The organism is Mangrovibacterium marinum, from assembly GCF_003046625.1.
Lineage (GTDB): Bacteria > Bacteroidota > Bacteroidia > Bacteroidales > Prolixibacteraceae > Mangrovibacterium > Mangrovibacterium marinum.
On sequence record NZ_QAAD01000012.1, the window covers coordinates 98,765 to 117,993 of the forward strand.

A 19,229-nucleotide genomic window follows, 5' to 3' on the forward strand; every position below is an offset into this window, starting at 1 on the left:
GAGTGCCAGCCAAAGCGACTGTAAATATTTTTTTATAGTTTTGTAAATCATTTAAACCAAGCATAGAGATTATGAAGGAAATTGCTGCACCTCTAGCAAAGGAAGCTCTTTTGGCAGAACTAACCCCGGAAAAGCTTCTGCGAAAAACAAACAAGGGTGCCAATGAGATATACGTGGTAACACACCACGATTCGCCCAATCTGATGCACGAAATCGGACGTTTACGGGAAATTACATTTAGAGATGCCGGCGGCGGAACCGGAAAAGATCTGGACATCGACCAATACGATACGCAGGAAAAACCATACAAACAACTCATTGTTTGGGATCCTGACGCCCAGGAAATCCTGGGAGGATATCGCTATTTGATTTGCGACGGACTACCCATGGACGAAAACGGAGAAGTTGAGCTGGCAACAGCCCGCTTATTTCACTTTTCCGAAAAATTTCTGAAAGATTATATGCCCTACACCCTAGAGCTGGGACGTTCATTTGTGCAACCGGCCTACCAATCGAGTAAAGCAGGAGCCAAAGCTCTGTTTGCCCTCGATAACCTCTGGGATGGATTAGGAGCTCTGACGGTTGATCACCCCGAAATCAAATACTTTTTTGGCAAGGTGACCATGTACACGCACTTCAACATTGAAGCGCGAAACCTGATTTTGTTCTTTTTCGACAAATACTTTCACGATTCCGAGAATCTGGTTTACCCGAAAAAGTCAATCGACCTGCACCTGGATCAAGAAAAGATTTCGGCAATTTTCTGCGGTGGTTCCTACAACGAAGATTACCGTATATTAACGCAAAAAGTACGCGAACTGGGCGAAAATATTCCCCCGTTGGTAAATGCCTACATGAATTTGAGCCCCTCGATGCGAACTTTCGGAACAGTGTTGAACGATCGCTTTGGCGATGTTGAAGAAACAGGCATCATCGTAACCATTAAAGATATTTACGATGCCAAGCGCGACCGCCATATTGAAACCTACATTAAAGACAAAGGCGACGCCTTCCCCGAAATTAAGTAATACCAATTGGGGCGAATCCGGATAAGCGGTCACATTCAGCGTTCGAAAGGCTGAACGTTTCATAAACCGACTAGCTTATTAACCGAAGAAAAAGATCAGCACTCAAATAAACAGACATAAAAAAAGCAGGCTTTCGGCCTGCTTTTTTTTATGTCTGTCAACGTAACGTTTAATAAGCTCTTCCCTTGAATCCTTCAACAAAGTTAATGAAAGATGTATTGACCACTTTATTACCACCCGGAGTTGGATAATCGCCGGTAAAATACCAGTCGCCGGTATCGTTCGGGCAGGCTTTATGCAGATTCTCAACCGTTTGATAAACGATATCGATCTCGGCACGACAACCTTCGGGCTTCAACAGTTCGGCGATTTTTGCCGACACCTGCTCGGGGGTAAACGGACGATAAATCTCTTTAACGTAGTTCACAATTTCTTCTTTCGGCAGGTTTTCCTGAGCTTTACACTTACTATAAACCTCGTCGATGATATGTTGTTTATCGTGATCTTTCAACAATTCTATGGCTGCATTGAAGGCAATAAATTTACCTAGTTCGGCCATATCGATTCCGTAGCAGTCGGGGTAACGAATTTGAGGTGCTGACGAAACCACAATAACCTTTTTCGGACTCAGACGATCCAAGATCTTCAGGATACTCTTTTTCAGGGTCGTACCACGCACAATCGAGTCGTCGATAATCACCAGTGTATCCTCATTTTCTCTAATCACCCCGTAAGTAACGTCGTACACGTGTGCTACCAAATCGTCGCGACTGGCGTCGTCGGCAATAAAGGTACGAAGCTTAACATCTTTAATTGCAATCTTCTCAACACGAGGCTCTAACGAGATGATATTCTCGAGATCTTCTTCGGTAATATTTCCGTTTTTAATTCGGATTTGTTCCTTTTTCCAAACCATCAGATGATCGCGAACGCCTTTCACCAAGCCATAAAAGGCTGTTTCGGATGTATTTGGGATGTATGAAAACACGGTATTCTTCACATCGAAATTGATCGCCTCCAGAATAGTCGGCGCCAACAAATGCCCCAACGCTTTACGCTCCTGGTAAATATCCTTATCGCTACCTCGCGAAAAATAGATGCGCTCGAACGAACAAGACTTGCGTTTATGTGGTACACGCACAAATTGCGTCGACACACTTCCGTCCTTCTTAATAATCAGCGCTTCGCCCGGTTTAATCTGATGCACATCTTCACCTTTCACATCCATCACGGTTTGAATAACCGGACGCTCCGAAGCGACCACCACAACTTCGTCGTCGATATAATAGTGAGCCGGACGGATTCCCCACGGATCGCGGGCTACAAAAGCATCGCCATGACCAATTAAGCCGGCCATTGCATAACCTCCGTCCCAATCCTTGCTGGCATTCTCAACTATGCTTTGAACATCGAGCGTTTTCTCAATCAAGGGAGAGATCTCGCGATTAGAGAACCCTTCATTTTTATATTGACGGAAACGGAATTGGTTTTCCTCGTCCAGAAAGTGGCCGACCTTTTCGAGCGCCGTTACCGTATCGGTGTAATTTTTGGGATGTTGTCCCAAATCGATCAAACGCTGAAACAGCTCATCGGTATTGGTCAGGTTGAAGTTACCGGCCAGCACCAGGGTCCGCGACTTCCAGTTATTTTGGCGCATCACCGGGTGAACAAATTCAATGCTGTTGTTTCCAAAAGTTCCGTAACGCAAGTGTCCCAGATACAACTCACCGGCGAAGGGCATATTATCGTAAACCCAGTTCAGGTTGTTAATATCTTTTCCGGCTTTCATCGCCTTTTTCACCGGCTTCCCAACTTTGTCAAAAACATCTTTAATTGGGTTTTGCTCAACCGAGCGATAACGATGAATATACTCCTGTCCCGGTTTCAAATTCAACTTAACACTAACCACTCCGGCTCCATCCTGCCCGCGATTATGTTGCTTTTCCATCAACAGGTAAAGCTTGTTTAAGCCATATTGCCAGGTACCATACTTTTCCTGATAATAACTCAATGGCTTTCTCAACCGAATCAGGGCAATACCACACTCGTGTTTAATTAACTCACTCATTACTTAATTTGAATCTGTGTATAGTTTGGGAAATTGAATGATATCCGGCACCAAAAAAGCGTTCGGATAACTTTTCTTTATTCTCTCTTTTAACTGCAATGCTTCACTTTTTGTCCGGCAGTCGCCAATTCTAATTTTAAAATCAGGGCTCGAAAAGGACATATAGGCCGGAATGTCGGGATAGTTTTTCAGGAAATCGGTTCGCACCTCCATGGCTTTGGCTCGCGCCCCCACGCCCGAGCTAAAGAAAATCTCGAGACGATAGCCGTCGGCTCCGTTTTTGCGCTTATTCATTTCCTTATGCACAACCAACAAACTATCAATCCGACTGTCCTGCTGAATCACGGCAGGATCAAGAATTGTATTTTTTGGGGAAGTTTGAACAGGCTTGTAGGGATTCTCCTGAGCAGCGCTGCTCAAATGAAACAAACAGATAATAATCCCGACAATTAATAACTTCATAGAGGCGACTTTTAAAGGGGCAAATATAGCTGTAATTGATTTAATACAAGAACCGATTTGGTGGAATAAACCACAAATTAGAAAAAACTTCACACTCCAATCTGCCGTCCTTTTCCGGCTTAATCAATTCAATGATAGCCAGAACGGTCCTTCCACACGGGCAAATACAAAAGCAGCGCACCGCAACACCCGTCGGAATACCGATTTTTCGACATTAAAAAGAAAAAAGAACTTTTTGCTACTGATTATCGGATCCAAATATTAGTTTTGATGGAAGAACAAAAAACAGGGAAGGAAAACACACCAACGACGCAAAAGAATGACTGATTTGATTGACGATTTCGGGGCATACCGGGAAAAGATGAATGAAAAGATCCTGGGATCCAACAACAAGGTTCTCAAAAGAATATACAGCATCGACACGCTAGCCTACCAGGAAGGAGCCCTGCCGGTAGCCACCAAAGAGATGCTGGGCTTGGTATCGTCGATGGTTTTGCGCTGCGACGACTGCATCAAATATCATCTCGAAAAATGTTACGAACAGGGAATCAGCAACGAAGAGATTTTTGAAGTTTTCTCAATTGCAAACCTTGTTGGCGGAACAATTGTTATTCCCCATACACGCCGCGCAGTTGAATACTGGGAGGCTCTAAACGAAAAAACAGCCACAAATATCCACCCTTAAAATATCACAGCATGATTGCAATTAGCGCAACAGACAAAAAACTGACCTCGAGTATGGACCTTCGTTTCGGTCGTGCTCCTTATTTTCTTTTAACCGATGGCGAGACCAGTCGTTTTGTCAGCAATCCGTTTTGCAACGAAGAAAGCAACATCGGGCCGCGTCTGGTAAATTTTTTGAAAGAGCACAACGTCAACCGAATTGTTACCGGCGAGATTGGCCCAAAGGCCAAAGCCAAGCTGGATGAATTTAAAATTCAGCTGATCATGCTTTCGGAAGATAAAATTGCCTTGCTGCACATCCTCAAAAAAATGAACCTAAATCGCTAGGATAACTGGTTTTGGCTTTGCGGATATAACTGTTCATTCAAAAAAGGAATTAATGCCAGCAAAACAGCTTGTTCGTAGAGGCTTTGGCGCGTAACCAGATCTCGCGTGAGCAGCCCAACGGCGCCGTTTTGTTGTTTGGAGTTTTTGGTTTTAAAAATCAGGTCGTCCGCATCGCCCAGTTCCATACCTTCCATAACCAGACGGCTGAGTTGGGGTGGCAGTTCAAATGCTCCGGTGCGGGACAGAGAGACTGTCTCGTGGTTCGAAACGGCAATCCAGGCGAATGCAAACAAACGTTCACCGATCTGCTGTACACCACCTTCAACACCCACATAAAAATCAGCGGAGGGCACCAGTTCCCGAGCGGCCCGGGCCCGGTTAACAGCGCCCTGCCGGGTTTCTTCTTCACCCATGGGCTGATCCGGCACACCGGACGCAACCGAAATGGCTTTCCCTTCGATTTTGTTGGGCCAGCACTGTCGAAAAGACTTTAACACTGCATTAACTTTGACCGGGTTTTGGGAGGCAACAACAACTTTCATTTGATATCATAATCTGTTTTCGGCAATAAAGCTACCTTTACTTGCTGAATATTCAAATTTAAAATTTTCAGGAATGCTTATTCGAAAAGCTCAACCTCAGGACGCCGGCACCATTGCAAGATTCCAACAAGCCATGGCTTGGGAAACCGAAAACCTTCAGCTGGACAACACGGTGCTTGACCAAGGTGTTCAAGCTGTTTTCGACGACCCGTCAAAAGGAATCTACTACGTTGCAGAACAAGAAGGCAACATCGTTGCATCCTTGCTCACCACCTTTGAGTGGAGCGACTGGCGCAACGGAACCGTGCTCTGGATTCAATCGGTTTACGTAAGTCGGGAGTTTCGCCAACAAGGCGTTTATTCGGCCATGTACAGCCACATTCGCCGCATCGTTGAGCAAAACGATCAACTGAAAGGCATCCGTTTGTATGCCGACAAATCCAACCAAACAGCACAACTTGTTTACCAAAAAGCAGGAATGACTGCCGACCACTATCTGTTATATGAGTGGCTAAAATAATGCATCATGGAACGAAAAAGCCTTTCACCAGAAACACGCAAGCAATTGATTATTGCACAGCGAAACGAGATTACCGAATACCACATTTACAGCCAGTTGGCCCAAAAGACCAAAGACCCTGAAAATGCGGAGACACTACAAAAAATTGCCGAGGATGAGCTGCGCCACTATCATATCTGGAAGAAATATACCGACCGGGAAGTGGAACCCAGCCAATGGGAAATCAGCAAGTTCTACTGGATTGCACGGCTATTTGGCTTAACCTTTGGGGTGAAGCTGATGGAAAAAGCGGAAAACAGTGCTAAGGTAAACTACGCCGAAATCGGCCAGGAGATCCCGGAAGCCACAAAAATAGGACAGGAAGAAACCGAACACGAGAACCAGCTGATTGCCATGATCAAAGAAGAAAAACTGGAGTACATCGGGTCCATTGTATTGGGCTTAAACGATGCGTTGGTGGAGATTCTGGGAACGCTGGCCGGCTTAACCTTTGCGCTTCAAAATACCACTCTTGTTGCTTTGGCCGGGATTATTGCCGGAATTTCAGGCGCCCTGTCCATGTCCTCGTCCGAGTACCTATCGCACAAGTCGGAAGGCAACCACGAGGGAGCACTAAAATCGGCTTTCTGGACCGGCTTGGCCTACATTGTTGCCGTTGTATTTCTGGTGGTGCCCTACCTGGTTTTCAGCTCCCCGTTTATGGCGCTGATCGCCTCGGTTATCGATTCGGTTTTCGTCGTGCTGGTTTACAGCTATTACATATCGGTTGCCAACGACCAGCCCTTCCGCAAACGCTTTGGCGAAATGGTAGCCCTCAGTACGGTGGTGGGATTAATCTCGTTCGGTTTGGGCTATTTGGTTCGAATCTTGTTCAACATCGACATTTAACAATCCGGGCTTGCCAACCCGGCTATAGTTAATCCTATGAAATTGATGAAGATGATCCTGGAGGGAGAGCACCAAAAGCAGGATTTCAAATACTGTATCAGCGACTCGCGAAAAATAGCCAAATCGCTGGTTGCCTTTGCCAATACCGATGGAGGACGACTGCTGATCGGGGTGAAAGATAACGGCAATATTGCCGGTATACGCTCCGACGAAGAATACTATATGATTGAGTCGGCAGCGAAGATTTTCAGCAAACCGGAGATTGAATTCAGCTCTCGCCAGCACCTGGTGGACAACAAGGTGGTGCTGGAGATTATTGTTGAAAGCAGCCCCAACAAACCCCACTTTGCCAAAGACGATGAAAATAAATGGTGGGCTTATTACCGTCACCACGACGAAAACAAACTGGCCAACAAAGTGATGATTGAAGTTTGGCGCAAACAAAAGCGCCCCAAAGGAGTTTTCATCAACTACTCGAAGGATGAAAAGTTTTTGCTCGACTACCTTTCCCGGCAAGCGAGCATCACCCAGTCGGCCTACGCGCGCAAAGCCGGAATCACCTATCGCGCAGCCGAAGCTATTCTATCCGATTTCATTGTCGTGGGTATTCTGAAAATCGTTTTGGGTGAAAAACAAATAAGCTATGCGCTGGCTGACGATTTCGACCGCGAGAGCTGGGAACAGCCCCCATCAAACTAAAAAGATTCACACTTTTGTAACAGATGCTTGATAGCGATACCAATAAGGCAGCTTATTTTTACCGCTTCTGAAAAAAACAATTGAAATGAAAAGACAGATTTTATTGGCTCTAGCCGTTCTGCTGGCAGGCAACCTGCTGGCTCAGGAAAACTACAAAACAATCACGAAAGAAGATTCGCTGAAAATTTACCATGGTACCATCACTTATCCGGTGAAAACCTTCCGCGAATCGCCAAAATCAAAAAAGCCGAAGAACATTATCCTGATGATTGGCGACGGTATGGGAACCGCCCAGGTTTTTGCCGGCTTAACGGCCAATCACGGAAAGCTTTTTCTGAATAATTTCAAGCACGTTGGCTTTTCCGAAACCCAGTCGGCCGACCATTATATTACCGACTCGGCTGCCGGCGGCACGGCCTTATCCAGCGGGTACCGAACGTACAATGGTGCCATTGGCGTTGACACCGACACAATTGCCCGCCCCACCATGCTCGAAATAGCAGCAAAAAAAGGAAAAGCAACCGGTTTGGTTTCAACCTCGGCCATTACTCACGCTACTCCGGCGTCCTTTATTGCCCACCAGCCGTCGCGCAACATGTACGAAGCCATTGCCGGTGATTTTCTGAAAACCGATATCGATGTGTTTATTGGCGGTGGCTACAAACACTTCACCCAACGCCAGGATGGCCAGGATCTGACTGCCGAACTGAAAGCCAAAGGATACTTGGTATTACAGGATATGAATGAAATTGAGAAGGTGAAATCCGGGAAGCTGGCAGGGCTGACTGCTGCAGAGCACAACCCCGTTGCTTCGGAGCGCGACAATATGCTCCCCCGTGCAACCGAAACGGCCCTTCAGATTTTGGATAACAACAAAAAAGGATTCTTCATCATGATTGAAGGATCACAAATTGACTGGGGCGGACACCAAAACAACACCAACTATGTGGTAGAAGAAATGCTCGACTTTGACCAGGCTATTGGCAATGCGCTGGAATTTGCGGCCCGCGACCGGGAAACACTGATTGTAGTTACAGCCGACCACGAAACAGGTGGTATGGCCATCACCGGTGGCAACATGCAAACCGGAATGGTGCATGGCTCATTTATCTGGGGCGGCCACAGCGGAGTAATGGTGCCCGTATTTGCCTTTGGACCGGCTGCGGACCAATTTACCGGAATTATGAAGAACGAAGATATTGGCAAAAAATTGATTTCGCTGATCCAGGCGCAGTAAGCTCCCACCAAGCGATGCTCCAAACCCATGATCGCCCACAGCCGGCAATCGTGGGTTTGTTGTTTTGGAGCAATGCACAGCCTGCGCAAAGCACCTTTAACCAGCCGGAGAACGTTTTTCAAGCGCATTCCTAAAGGCTGCTTTCGTCGCCATAACCATACTAATTTAAAAGCATACGCATTGTTCGGTAAATTTTCCGAAGATGGTTGTTACGCCAAATACAGGAGCAAGCTTCGCCTCTTTTTCGTATTTTTACCGCTCAAACGACAATCCGGAATGTACTATTATACCATCATCGTGCTTGCCATGGGCTTATCGGTCGACTCCTTTGCCGTATCGGTCAGCAGTGGCTTAAGCCTTCCCAAAATCCGATTTTTTCAGGCCGCAAAGCTGGCCTTTCTTTTGGCCGTCTTTCAGGCCGCGATGCCCGTTTTGGGCTGGCTGCTGGAGAACAGCATCCGCCGATTTATCGAACCGGTAGACCACTGGATTGCCTTTGGGCTTCTAAGCCTGATTGGGGGGAAAATGATTCTGGAAACCAGAAAAACAAAAGAGGAAAGAACCGGACTGGACCCGATGATTTTTAAAGTTGCTTTGGTGCTGGCCTTTGCCACCAGCATCGATGCCATGGCCGTTGGCTTTGGAATGGCCATGATGATGGAGCGCATCACCCCGGCCGTTCTCATCATTGGCAGCATTACTTTTATCGCCTCCATGCTGGGGGTGCTTATCGGAAAAAAATCGGGCAGCCAGGTTTCCAAACATGCCGAAATAGTCGGAGGAGTCATTCTGATATTAATTGGCTGTCGAATTCTGCTTGAACATCTTCATCTCTGGCCTTAGCGTTAAGCTCATCTAATTTTTTGTCACTATGCCCTACCTCATTAGCAACTACTCCATCAATGGGTTAAGCCTGTTTCTGCTTTTATCCGGCATCGCTGGGTTGATGGTTGCCTTGTTTTTGTACCGCTTTCGGGGCGCTCCGGGCGTTGTCTTTCTGGCCCTGCTACAAACGTCCATTGCGATTTGGACAATCTGCTATTTCTTCGAATACTCGGCGACCACAGCCAACCTAAAGCTACGCTGGTCGCAACTATCCTATCTGGGAATCACGTTCATTCCGGTTTGGTTTTATCTTTTTTCCATCAACTTTAAATCCCGCGAACACAAGGTATCGGTGCGCATCAAACTCCCGCTAATAAGCGTTGCGCTAATGTTCATCGTATTGGTCTTTACCAACGACTGGCATCAGCTCCATTGGAAATCAATGACAATCAACGAGCAGCACAACACGAGCATCTACCAATACGGACCGGCCTTTTGGCTACTTTATGTGTTTATCTACGGTTTTATCACGTTGGGACTTGTGAACATGTTTCATTTCATCCGTCGCTACAGCAAACAAATCAACGAGTCCATCTGGCTATTGGTCGTCGCCTGCCTGATTCCCATCCTTGGGAATTTAATCTATGTTTTCAAGCTGAACCCCATTCCCGGCTTCGACTGGACACCGCTGTTTTTCTCCACAACAGGAGCCATCCTGATCTATGTGAATATCCGCTTTGGCTCTGTCGATCTGATACCCTTTGCCCGCACTAAGTTGATTGACGCCATGAGCGATGGCTTCCTGCTCTGCGATCGCAATAACCGGGTTGCCGATATTAATACGAGTATGCTCCAACTGGTTGGTCGTTCCAGAAAGGAACTACTCGGGCAACAGCTGATCGACTTGTTTCCGCAGCAAATTGAACTGATAAGCCGGCTAAGGCCGGATGCCGATGCTGTTTCTGCCTCATTTTACGTACCTGGGAAAACGGACAAATGCTTTTATTCCTTCCGTTCCACGGCACTGTTCGACCGCAACCAAATGCTCTGCGGACAACTAATCATCGCCCGTGATATTACCACGATAAAAAGGCACGAGGAAACAATTATGGCAAGCAATGCCAAACTGCTTCGGGAAAACCAGGAAAAAGAAATGCTGATTGAAGATTTGGACAGCTTTGCCCACACCGTTGCCCACGATCTGAAGAATACCATTGGCTCCATTGTTGGCCTCTCGGAAATGATTGGTGCCGAAATTGAGGAGAACGAACTGACAGCAGCCAGCCAATATGCCGGGTTGATCAATAATTCGGCCCGCAAAACCCTTTATATCATGGACGAGCTATTGACGCTGGCCACCGTCAGACAACAGGACATCACCAAAGAACGGGTTGATATGAATTTAATCGTTGATGAAGCCAAGACGCGTTTAAATGATTTGATTGCCGGCAGCCAGGCAAGCATCCTTGTTGACCGCCAACTTCCCGACATCCCGGGAATCTCCGCCTGGCTCGAGGAGGTATGGGTAAACTTTATCAGCAACGCCATAAAATACGGCGGAAAGCCACCCGTAATCCGTCTGGGTGCCGAACAGCTTTATGCCGAAGGAAAAATTAAATACTGGATCAAAGATAATGGCAGTGGCTTGTCGGCCGACGATCAGCATAAACTATTCACCAAATACACCCGTCTGGACGCAAACCACGCTGTAGGGACAGGTTTGGGCCTTTCAATCGTAAAACGGATTATTGAAAAGCTGGGCGGCGAAACCGGCGTAATCAGCAACGCCATACCCGGCGAAGGCTGCCTGTTCTACTTCATTTTACCAACCGACTAGCCTGTCTTAGCGCCTACCCCGTCCCTTGCGAAACTTTTTGGTCTTCGACAGATGCTTCGGAGGATTGACCGGCTTGTATTTACTTTCGCCGGGCCGACGCTTTTTCTCATGAAATGCCCCCTTAAAAGTCGGATCTTCAGCTTTTTTCTGCCGGTCAATTTCCCGCAGTTGCTCCTGACTTTCAGCTTTTGGCGTTGCCGGAATTTCAACGTCCTCGGGAATTTCGCGTTCCGGAATCTCCATGCGTATAATCTGTTCTATTTTATATAGGTGGTACTCTTCAGCCGGATTGATCAAGGTGATCGCCTCGCCGTAATTATTGGCCCGGGCGGTACGCCCAATGCGATGCACATAATCCTCGTAGCGCTGCGGCAAATCAAAATTAATCACATGCGAAACCAAACTCACATCGAGGCCACGGGCCGAAACATCCGTTGAAATCAGAATCCGCACCTCCCCGTCTTTAAACGCATTAATGGCATTGATGCGGGTATTTTGCCCTTTATTGGAATGCAGAATCCGTTTCTCGCCTTCGGTTTTGCGCTTAACGATCTTGAAAACACTTTCAGCATGTTCCTTGGTGCGTACAAAAATGATCACCCGACTGTAGGTTTCTTCATCGCGCAACAGGTGTTGAATCAGGTTTAACTTGGTGCGTATGTTGGGAACTTTGTAATACGACTGCTGCACCGATTGAGCGGGTGTTGCTGATGGCGCAACCTCAACCCGTTCCGGGAAGTCCAAAAATTCGTGGCTCATCTCTTCAACCTTTTCGTTGAAAGTTGCCGAGAACAAGAGGTTTTGGCGCTTCACGGGAATAATTTCGAGCAACTTCCGAATTTGGGGCATAAAGCCCATATCCAGCATCCGATCTGCTTCGTCGATCACCAGGGTTTTTATTTTTTTAAAGGAAACCGCTCCGGCCTGGTACAAATCGAGCAGTCGTCCGGGCGTAGCCACCAGGATATCGATTCCCGGTTCAATCAACTCGGCATGTTTGGTCCAGCCAATACCGCCATACACAGCCGCATGCCGGATGTTGCTGTAAGTGGTCAACTCCTCAATGTCCTCGCCAACCTGAATTGAAAGCTCACGTGTTGGCACTAGAATCAATGCCCGCGGATCTTCACCTTCGGCTTTCACCAGTTTCATAAACAGCGGAAGCAGGTACGCGGCTGTTTTTCCGGTTCCGGTTTGAGCGATACCCAGTACATCAACACCGGAACGAATCATCGGGATCGCTTTCTCCTGAATCGGTGTTGGTTGTTCGAAGCCGATCTCTGCGAGGGCTTTCAAAATTGATTTATTGACTTTTAGATCTTCGAAAGTTGTCATGCTGCAAAGATATATGCAAAAATTGATATGCGAAACTGCGGTCTCAGTTCAGGCGATACATTTTACCGGGCAAACTCAATACTAAACCGTTAAACTCGAGATTGAGCAATAAGGAAGACACTTTTCCCATCGGCATATTCACCTTTTGACACAGCTGATCGATATAAACCGGCTCGTTCGTCAAACTATTCAACAGCTGCTGTTCGTCAGTGGTTAGCTCAACAAACAACTGTTTTTGGATATGAGATGACTTTGCTTTCGATTTCTCCCAGCCCATAAAATACTCCAGATCGGACAAGCTTTGGATCAGACAAGCCTTATTCTGCTGAATCAACTCATTGCATCCCTGCGAAAACGGATCAGCAATGCGTCCGGGAACGGCAAACACATCGCGGTTGTACGATCCGGCAATATCGGCAGTTACCAACGCGCCGCCCTTTGCTGCCGACTCCACAACAATGGTCGCATCGGCCAGGCCGGCAACGATCCTGTTTCGCCGCAAAAAATTATTCCGATCCAATTTGGTCTGGCTCAAAAAATCGGTTATCACGCCTCCCTGTACCAACATGCGCTCAGCCAGCGAGCGATGTAAGGCGGGGTAAATTGTATCCAGCCCATGAGCCAGCACGCCCCAGGTTGGCACGCCATGCTGTAGGCAGGCTTTATGTCCGGCCGAGTCGATGCCATAAGCCAAGCCACTTACAACCGTATAACCGCCCCGCTCGGCCATGGCAGCAACAAGCTCATCGCACACCTTTTTGCCATAGTCGGTGGCATTTCGCGTGCCAACGATCGCGACAATTTTCTCACTGTTCCAGGCAATGTTTCCTTTGGAGAACAACACCAACGGTGCGTCGACACAACGTTTTAAGCGGCCTGGATAATCGGAGTCCCAATAGCAGGTGGTTTTGATTTTATATTTGTTCAGAAACTCAAGCTCTTTCCGGCCGCGCTCCAAATCGCGGTGTTCAACAATATTTCGGGCCAGAACAGCACCAATTCCGGGAACTTTCAGAAGCATCCTTTCGCTCGCCTCAAAAATTGCCTGGACACTTCCCATATAGGCAATCAACTTTTTGGCATTGATGCAGCCAATGCCGGGAATTAACGATAAGGCGATATGATATGGCAACTGATTGAGCTCGGACATCCTGAAAAGCTTTCAGTTAAGGTAAAGCTTTTCACGACAAATGACAAGAGGTTAATGTTTTAACATCACATTTAAGTCGCGTTCAATCATCGCTACCTCGTCCTTACTAAGGCCCATCAGACTAACTTCGGGGTATTCGGCAATTCCCTTACTGGTTTTTATGGCCAGATACAGATCGGCCAACGCCCCCATCCGCTTGATTTTCGCAAAATAAAGCAGGCTTTTGTCAAACTCGATCGACCGGTAGTCCTTTCCAAAAATCGAAAGAATGGGGTAATAACGCAGCAGGATCTTGCCGCTATCAGAACAATAGTAGATGTAATTCACATTGGCAAACTGAAATGCAAAGAAGAACAGTACATCAACCCCTGCGAATATTCCAAACACCAGCATATTGTCTCTCCATGCAAAAAACAGGGTAACCAAAACCAGCACCAGCATGCTCAGGTTAAAAATACGTTTGATCTTTGCTACCCGTTTTTTATTCGATATCTCCATTTTACTTTTGATTTGTAAATAATTGCCTCCGATTGCTTTTAAATTCTCGAGGCTCCTATTTTTTTTTAACTTTGCGGCACCAAAAACTGAGGCGATGACAGCATCAAAAATACATTCTAATATTATCTTTTCCCAACAGATCGAAACCGAACTGGCGAAAATCATTGGCTCGTATCCGGCCGGGAAAGTATTCTTATTAACGGAAGAAATTCCCGCAAAGTTGTGCTTACCACTTATTCAATCGTTAATTGACCAATACAACATTCGTTCAGTTACCATTCAGGGTGGTGAAAACAACAAATCAATCAGATCGGTTGAGAAGGTATGGGAGATGTTATCGAAGCACGGTGCGGATCGCAAATCACTGCTCATCAACATTGGTGGCGGTATGCTGACCGACTTGGGGGGCTTTGCCGCTTCAACCTTCAAACGCGGAATGGCCTTTGTGAACATCCCCACCACGCTTTTGTCGCAGGTCGACGCGTCGATTGGTGGGAAAACAGGCATCAACTTCAACGGTTTGAAAAACGAAATCGGTGTTTTCAACGAACCCGATGCGGTGATCATCAACACCAACTTTCTGAAAACAATCGATGGCGACAACTTCCTCTCGGGCTATGCCGAAATGCTGAAACACGGCCTCATTAAAAGCCCGGAGCATTGGGACGAATTGATGCAATACGACCTGAACAACATCAATTATGAATCGCTCCAAGAAATTATTGCACACTCGGTGGCCGTAAAAGAGTGGCATGTTTTGAACGATCTGACCGAGAAAAACATTCGGAAGGCTTTGAACTTTGGTCACACAGTTGGTCATGCCTTTGAGAGTTACGCGCTGCATGAAGGCCGCCCTATTTTGCACGGACACGCGGTGGTGTACGGAATGATTGCCGAGCTTTACCTTTCGGCAAAAAAATGTGGTTTTAGTGAGCAACTCCTGCAGTCCATTTCAGTTTGGATGCTGCAAAAATACGGTAAGTTCGAGATCAGCAAAGCCGACTACGAAGCACTATACGAGTTGATGACTCACGACAAAAAGAACGAGGGTAACCGCATCAACTTCACCCTTATTCCAACGATTGGCCAGGTTGAAATTAACCAGGATTGCCCCAAAGAACTGATTTTTGAAGCACTGGATCTTTACCGCCAGCTAAGCATTTAATTCATTATTGCAGATTTGACGACTATGAAATTTCAAGTTTCCAAACAAGATAAAAAGGTTTACGGCACCATCAATCTGCCGGCCTCCAAGAGTATTGCCAACCGGGCATTAATCATTCACGCGCTGAGCTACAGCCCTTACGAAATTCAAAACCTTTCGGACAGCGACGACACCAAAGTACTGAAAAAGGTTTTGGAGTCGAACACCAATTTGTTCGACATTGGTCATGCCGGCACAGCCATGCGTTTTTTAACCGCCTTTCTTTCGCAAATTGTTGGCGAGTGGGTCGTTACCGGATCCGAGCGCATGAAACAACGCCCGATAAAAGTGTTGGTTGATGCACTGAACGAACTGGGCGCGAAAATCGAATACGTCGAAAATGAAGGCTTCCCGCCTTTGCGTATTTTTGGCTCCCACCTAAAAGGAAAGATTCTGGAACTGGATGGCAGCATTAGCAGCCAGTATATCTCGGCCTTGCTGATGATTGCTCCGACTTTGGAAGATGGCCTAACGCTGCGTCTGAAAAACCGCATCACCTCGCGTTCCTATATCGAAATGACTTTAAAGTTGATGAAGCAGTTCGGTGTTGACGCCATTTTTAAAGGCAACGAAATCCGCATTCCCCAACAGCCATACAAGCCAATTGAGTACACCGTTGAAGGCGACTGGTCGGGAGCTTCGTACTGGTACGAAATCCTGTCGTTAGCTGACGAAGGCGAGATAAAATTGCCGAATCTCCACCTGATCAGCTTGCAGGGCGACTGCAACATTGCACCTTGGTTTAAGCCTTTTGGCGTTGAGAGCGAGCTTTACGACGGTGGTATCATCATCCGTAAAACGGCCAACATTCAACCCAAAAAACTGAATCTGGACTTCCTCGAAAACCCGGATATTGCCCAAACAATGGCTGTATTGTGCGTGATGAAAGGCGTTCCGTTCCATTTCACCGGTTTGGAAACCTTGAAGATTAAAGAAACAAACAGAATTGCGGCCCTTCAAAACGAGTTAGCCAAGTTCGGCGCTCAGTTAACCGAGCCACAACACGGCGAATTGGCTTGGGATGGCAGCTTACCATTTAAAAAACAGGAAGTTCCATTCATCTCAACCTATCACGATCACCGTATGGCGCTGGCTTTTGCCCCGGCGGCTTTCTTCGGCACCGTTGAGATTGACGACGCCATGGTTGTTACCAAATCCTATCCGGCTTATTACGAAGATTTAAAATTGGTTGGCTTCGAAGTGAAAGAAGCTTAAGATTTACATCAACATATACAAAAGAGGCTCTGGAAATTCATTTCACAGCCTCTTTTTCTGTGAAAATCTTACCACCCAGAGGCGGTCGATATCTGGTTTTGATTAGATGTGGCACAACACCCCGACAACTTCTGAGAACAAGGACAACAGCATCGTCGAAAAATTACCATTTATAATCAACAACCGGATTAGCGTCGTTCCTGAAAGAAAGCAGTCATTAGATCGGCGCAGTCGTCGGCCATCACTCCGGCAACCACATCTGTTTTCGGATGAAGTCCTTTTGGTGCAAATTTGCTAAACCCCCTTTTATCGTCGCTGGCACCATACACTAATTTCCCGAGCTGTGCCCAGCCTAAGGCCCCGGCGCACATCACACAAGGCTCCAGCGTAACGTAAAGCGTACACTCATTTAAATATTTTCCACCAAGCAAATTAGCGGCTGCCGTTACAGCCTGCATCTCGGCATGAGCCGTCACATCGGTCAAGGTTTCGGTCAGGTTATGAGCACGAGCAATAATCCTATTATTGGCAACAACGACTGCCCCCACGGGCACCTCGCCTTTTTCGTAGGCCAGTTGGGCTTCCTGAAACGCGCGCTTCATAAAGTATACATCATCAAAGAGCTGCATCATCAAATCAATTCAATATTAATGACAAACCTACCAATTTAATTGCTAAAAACTGTTTATTTTTGCAGGCAAACAAAAAGAATCGACCATTATGTACAGAACGCACACCTGTGGTGAACTTCGTATTGAAGATCAGGCTAAGGAAATTACACTGGCCGGATGGGTACAACGCAAACGCGAATTAGGCGGAATGACTTTCGTAGATTTACGCGACCGTTTTGGGATCACCCAACTGGTTTTTGACGAGAACTCATCAGCAGAGCTGAAAGAAAATATTAAGAAACTGGGCCGCGAATTTGTCATCCAGGTAACCGGTATTGTTCGCGAACGAAGCAGCAAAAATAAAAATATCGCTACCGGCGACATCGAAATTGAAGTGACCAAACTTACTATTTTAAGTCCTTCGGCGGTGCCTCCGTTTACGATCGAAGACGAAAGCGATGGTGGTGACGACATCCGGATGAAATACCGTTATCTGGACTTGCGCCGCAACCCGGTTCGCGAAAACCTGATTCTGCGTTCGAAAATGGCTCACGAAATACGCAGCTACCTGAACGAACGTGAATTTATTGAAACGGAAACACCGGTTTTGATGAAATCGACTCCCGAGGGAGCCCGCGACTTTGTTGTACCTTCGAGATTAAATCCAGGCGAGTTTTACGCTCTTCCCCAGTCACCGCAGATCTTCAAACAATTGTTAATGGTTGCCGGCTTCGACCGCTACTACCAGATTGTAAAATGTTTCCGCGACGAAGACTTGCGTGCCGACCGTCAACCCGAGTTTACGCAGATCGACTGCGAGATGTCCTTCGTAGATCAGGAAGATGTTTTAAACTTATTTGAAGGACTGACAAAGTCTCTTTTCAAAACAACGAAAAATATTGAAGTAGGTGATTTCCTTCGCATGCCTTACTCGGAAGCCATGTCGAAATACGGATCCGACAAACCGGACATTCGCTTCGAAATGCTGATCAACGACATTTCACAAATCGTTAAAGGAAAAGATTTTAAAGTTTTTGATGACGCTGAATTCATCGGTGCAATCTGTGCCAAAGGATGCGCCGAATATACCCGCAAACAGCTAGATGCCTTAACCAATTGGGTGAAACGCCCGCAAATTGGGGCTAAAGGAATGGTTTACCTGAAGTGCAACGCCGATGGCAGCCTGAAATCATCAGTCGACAAGTTCTATGGTGAAGAAGACCTGAAACTGTGGGCTAAAGCTTGCGGAGCTGAAGCCGGCGACTTGATTTTGGTTCTTTCGGGCGATCATGACAAAACATTGAAAGCCTTGGGTGAACTTCGTCTGGAAATGGCGAACCAACTGAATTTGCGCGACAAGAATACATTTGCACCGCTTTGGGTTGTGGACTTCCCGCTGTTGGAATGGGACGACGAAACCCAGCGTTATTACGCCATGCACCACCCGTTTACGGCTCCCAAACCCGAAGATATTCCCTTGCTGGACACTGATCCGGGTAAAGTTCGCGCTAATGCTTACGACCTGGTTATTAACGGTGTTGAAATCGGCGGTGGTTCAGTCCGGATCTTTAACTCGGACTTGCAAGCTAAAATGTTCGATTTGCTCGGCTTCACAAAAGAATCAGCTGAAGCGCAGTTCGGATTCCTGATGAGTGCCTTCAAATACGGAGCACCACCGCACGCCGGTATTGCCTTTGGATTCGACCGTTTGGTGTCGTTATTCTGCGGTCTCGATAGCATCCGCGACACCATTGCTTTCCCGAAAAACAACTCGGGACGCGACGTAATGAACGATGCTCCCTCGCCAATTGCAGATGCTCAATTGGATGAGCTGAACATCAAACTAGACGTCAAAGAGAACGAATAGATCATTCATTTCGATATGAACAAAGGGAGCCCTACAGCTCCCTTTTTTATTCTTTCTGAAAGTCTTACCCTCAGAGGCGCTGCCTCGCAATGCCAATAACTGTTTTTGACAAGAGCTGGAACGACAACCCGACAACTGTATCCGTCTCCACGATAACGTATAGGCTTTCGGGATTATTCTTTCGATTTTCACATCCTTGATGTTTCACAAAAAAAAGGATGTACTATGATTT

General features: G+C 46.7%; 19 protein-coding genes. 12 read left to right on the forward strand and 7 right to left on the reverse strand.

All coding sequences use genetic code 11. The annotated features are described in order from the left end of the window. Positions 1–71: 71 nt before the first annotated feature. Positions 72–1,028, forward strand: a complete 957-nt coding sequence (glsB, locus tag C8N47_RS12535; protein ID WP_107822904.1) for a glycine N(alpha)-acyltransferase GlsB — start codon at positions 72–74, stop codon at positions 1,026–1,028. 169 nt (positions 1,029–1,197) lie between these two features. Here glsB and C8N47_RS12540 read toward each other — a convergent pair whose 3' ends face one another. Both C8N47_RS12540 and C8N47_RS12545 read right to left on the reverse strand, forming a co-directional pair. Further along, entirely contained in the window at positions 1,198–3,096 is a 1,899-nt protein-coding gene (locus C8N47_RS12540; protein WP_107822905.1) for an amidophosphoribosyltransferase, read from the reverse strand. Positions 3,097–3,099: 3 nt separating this feature from the next. Then, the gene (locus C8N47_RS12545) at positions 3,100–3,558 is read right to left on the reverse strand and encodes an SPOR domain-containing protein (protein ID WP_107822906.1); all 459 of its coding nucleotides are present in this window, start codon (positions 3,556–3,558) and stop codon (positions 3,100–3,102) included. A gap of 319 nt (positions 3,559–3,877) precedes the next feature. Here C8N47_RS12545 and C8N47_RS12550 point away from each other — a divergent pair, with 319 nt between their 5' ends. Together C8N47_RS12550 and C8N47_RS12555 are read left to right on the forward strand one after the other, a co-directional pair. Continuing rightward, positions 3,878–4,243 (forward strand): carboxymuconolactone decarboxylase family protein, encoded by a 366-nt coding sequence (locus C8N47_RS12550; protein ID WP_107822907.1) that lies wholly within the window; start codon positions 3,878–3,880, stop codon positions 4,241–4,243. An 11-nt stretch (positions 4,244–4,254) separates the two neighbouring features. Beyond that, positions 4,255–4,569 (forward strand): NifB/NifX family molybdenum-iron cluster-binding protein, encoded by a 315-nt coding sequence (locus C8N47_RS12555; RefSeq protein ID WP_107822908.1) that lies wholly within the window; start codon positions 4,255–4,257, stop codon positions 4,567–4,569. Here the strand turns inward: C8N47_RS12555 and yjjX are convergent. Then, positions 4,566–5,111 (reverse strand): inosine/xanthosine triphosphatase, encoded by a 546-nt coding sequence (gene yjjX, locus C8N47_RS12560; RefSeq protein ID WP_107822909.1) that lies wholly within the window; start codon positions 5,109–5,111, stop codon positions 4,566–4,568. The genes C8N47_RS12555 and yjjX overlap by 4 nt on opposite strands. Before the next feature lie 73 nt (positions 5,112–5,184). Between yjjX and C8N47_RS12565 the strand changes: the two genes are divergently transcribed. The 6 genes from C8N47_RS12565 (at position 5,185) to C8N47_RS12590 (ending at position 11,117) form a co-directional block, all read left to right on the forward strand. Then, positions 5,185–5,631, forward strand: coding sequence for a GNAT family N-acetyltransferase (locus C8N47_RS12565; RefSeq protein ID WP_107822910.1), 447 nt, complete (start codon positions 5,185–5,187; stop codon positions 5,629–5,631). 6 nt (positions 5,632–5,637) lie between these two features. Continuing rightward, entirely contained in the window at positions 5,638–6,519 is an 882-nt protein-coding gene (locus C8N47_RS12570) for a VIT1/CCC1 transporter family protein (protein ID WP_107822911.1), read from the forward strand. A 36-nt stretch (positions 6,520–6,555) separates the two neighbouring features. Beyond that, complete coding sequence (locus C8N47_RS12575; protein WP_211316130.1) at positions 6,556–7,218, forward strand: AlbA family DNA-binding domain-containing protein; 663 nt, start codon at positions 6,556–6,558, stop codon at positions 7,216–7,218. A gap of 85 nt (positions 7,219–7,303) precedes the next feature. Then, entirely contained in the window at positions 7,304–8,455 is a 1,152-nt protein-coding gene (locus C8N47_RS12580; RefSeq protein ID WP_211316131.1) for an alkaline phosphatase, read from the forward strand. Positions 8,456–8,731: 276 nt separating this feature from the next. After that, entirely contained in the window at positions 8,732–9,298 is a 567-nt protein-coding gene (locus C8N47_RS12585; RefSeq protein WP_170111386.1) for a manganese efflux pump MntP, read from the forward strand. 28 nt (positions 9,299–9,326) lie between these two features. Beyond that, complete coding sequence (locus C8N47_RS12590) at positions 9,327–11,117, forward strand: sensor histidine kinase (protein WP_107822914.1); 1,791 nt, start codon at positions 9,327–9,329, stop codon at positions 11,115–11,117. 6 nt (positions 11,118–11,123) lie between these two features. Here the strand turns inward: C8N47_RS12590 and C8N47_RS12595 are convergent, their stop codons facing one another. From C8N47_RS12595 to C8N47_RS12605, 3 genes are read right to left on the reverse strand one after another with little or no spacing between them, the layout of a single operon-like run. Next, entirely contained in the window at positions 11,124–12,452 is a 1,329-nt protein-coding gene (locus tag C8N47_RS12595; protein WP_107822915.1) for a DEAD/DEAH box helicase, read from the reverse strand. A gap of 43 nt (positions 12,453–12,495) precedes the next feature. Beyond that, the gene (dprA, locus tag C8N47_RS12600) at positions 12,496–13,602 is read right to left on the reverse strand and encodes a DNA-processing protein DprA (RefSeq protein ID WP_107822916.1); all 1,107 of its coding nucleotides are present in this window, start codon (positions 13,600–13,602) and stop codon (positions 12,496–12,498) included. Between the two features lie 51 nt (positions 13,603–13,653). Continuing rightward, a complete protein-coding gene (locus C8N47_RS12605) occupies positions 13,654–14,100 on the reverse strand; it encodes a hypothetical protein (RefSeq protein ID WP_107822917.1) in 447 nt (148 codons plus the stop codon). 94 nt (positions 14,101–14,194) lie between these two features. Between C8N47_RS12605 and aroB the strand changes: the two genes are divergently transcribed. Then, positions 14,195–15,265, forward strand: coding sequence for a 3-dehydroquinate synthase (gene aroB, locus C8N47_RS12610; protein WP_107822918.1), 1,071 nt, complete (start codon positions 14,195–14,197; stop codon positions 15,263–15,265). A 24-nt stretch (positions 15,266–15,289) separates the two neighbouring features. Beyond that, positions 15,290–16,519: a 3-phosphoshikimate 1-carboxyvinyltransferase gene (locus tag C8N47_RS12615; protein ID WP_107822919.1), complete on the forward strand. Its 1,230-nt coding sequence runs from the start codon at positions 15,290–15,292 to the stop codon at positions 16,517–16,519. Positions 16,520–16,707: 188 nt separating this feature from the next. Here the strand turns inward: C8N47_RS12615 and C8N47_RS12620 are convergent, their stop codons facing one another. Next, positions 16,708–17,151, reverse strand: a complete 444-nt coding sequence (locus C8N47_RS12620; protein ID WP_281257130.1) for a nucleoside deaminase — start codon at positions 17,149–17,151, stop codon at positions 16,708–16,710. A gap of 88 nt (positions 17,152–17,239) precedes the next feature. Here C8N47_RS12620 and aspS point away from each other — a divergent pair, with 88 nt between their 5' ends. Beyond that, on the forward strand, positions 17,240–18,997 hold the full coding sequence (aspS, locus tag C8N47_RS12625; RefSeq protein ID WP_107822920.1) for an aspartate--tRNA ligase: 1,758 nt from the start codon (positions 17,240–17,242) through the stop codon (positions 18,995–18,997). Positions 18,998–19,229: the final 232 nt, after the last annotated feature.

What these genes read in the sequence shown, in the direction of transcription:
- C8N47_RS12620 (WP_281257130.1), bottom strand. Translation starts at nt 17,151, where the DNA reads ATGATGCAGCTCTTTGATGATGTATACTTTATGAAGCGCGCGTTTCAG.
- C8N47_RS12590 (WP_107822914.1), top strand. Translation starts at nt 9,327, where the DNA reads ATGCCCTACCTCATTAGCAACTACTCCATCAATGGGTTAAGCCTGTTT.
- C8N47_RS12545 (WP_107822906.1), bottom strand. Translation starts at nt 3,558, where the DNA reads ATGAAGTTATTAATTGTCGGGATTATTATCTGTTTGTTTCATTTGAGC.
- C8N47_RS12585 (WP_170111386.1), top strand. Translation starts at nt 8,732, where the DNA reads ATGTACTATTATACCATCATCGTGCTTGCCATGGGCTTATCGGTCGAC.
- C8N47_RS12595 (WP_107822915.1), bottom strand. Translation starts at nt 12,452, where the DNA reads ATGACAACTTTCGAAGATCTAAAAGTCAATAAATCAATTTTGAAAGCC.
- C8N47_RS12555 (WP_107822908.1), top strand. Translation starts at nt 4,255, where the DNA reads ATGATTGCAATTAGCGCAACAGACAAAAAACTGACCTCGAGTATGGAC.
- dprA (WP_107822916.1), bottom strand. Translation starts at nt 13,602, where the DNA reads ATGTCCGAGCTCAATCAGTTGCCATATCATATCGCCTTATCGTTAATT.
- glsB (WP_107822904.1), top strand. Translation starts at nt 72, where the DNA reads ATGAAGGAAATTGCTGCACCTCTAGCAAAGGAAGCTCTTTTGGCAGAA.
- C8N47_RS12615 (WP_107822919.1), top strand. Translation starts at nt 15,290, where the DNA reads ATGAAATTTCAAGTTTCCAAACAAGATAAAAAGGTTTACGGCACCATC.
- C8N47_RS12575 (WP_211316130.1), top strand. Translation starts at nt 6,556, where the DNA reads ATGAAATTGATGAAGATGATCCTGGAGGGAGAGCACCAAAAGCAGGAT.
- C8N47_RS12570 (WP_107822911.1), top strand. Translation starts at nt 5,638, where the DNA reads ATGGAACGAAAAAGCCTTTCACCAGAAACACGCAAGCAATTGATTATT.
- C8N47_RS12580 (WP_211316131.1), top strand. Translation starts at nt 7,304, where the DNA reads ATGAAAAGACAGATTTTATTGGCTCTAGCCGTTCTGCTGGCAGGCAAC.
- aspS (WP_107822920.1), top strand. Translation starts at nt 17,240, where the DNA reads ATGTACAGAACGCACACCTGTGGTGAACTTCGTATTGAAGATCAGGCT.
- aroB (WP_107822918.1), top strand. Translation starts at nt 14,195, where the DNA reads ATGACAGCATCAAAAATACATTCTAATATTATCTTTTCCCAACAGATC.
- yjjX (WP_107822909.1), bottom strand. Translation starts at nt 5,111, where the DNA reads ATGAAAGTTGTTGTTGCCTCCCAAAACCCGGTCAAAGTTAATGCAGTG.
- C8N47_RS12540 (WP_107822905.1), bottom strand. Translation starts at nt 3,096, where the DNA reads ATGAGTGAGTTAATTAAACACGAGTGTGGTATTGCCCTGATTCGGTTG.
- C8N47_RS12550 (WP_107822907.1), top strand. Translation starts at nt 3,878, where the DNA reads ATGACTGATTTGATTGACGATTTCGGGGCATACCGGGAAAAGATGAAT.
- C8N47_RS12565 (WP_107822910.1), top strand. Translation starts at nt 5,185, where the DNA reads ATGCTTATTCGAAAAGCTCAACCTCAGGACGCCGGCACCATTGCAAGA.
- C8N47_RS12605 (WP_107822917.1), bottom strand. Translation starts at nt 14,100, where the DNA reads ATGGAGATATCGAATAAAAAACGGGTAGCAAAGATCAAACGTATTTTT.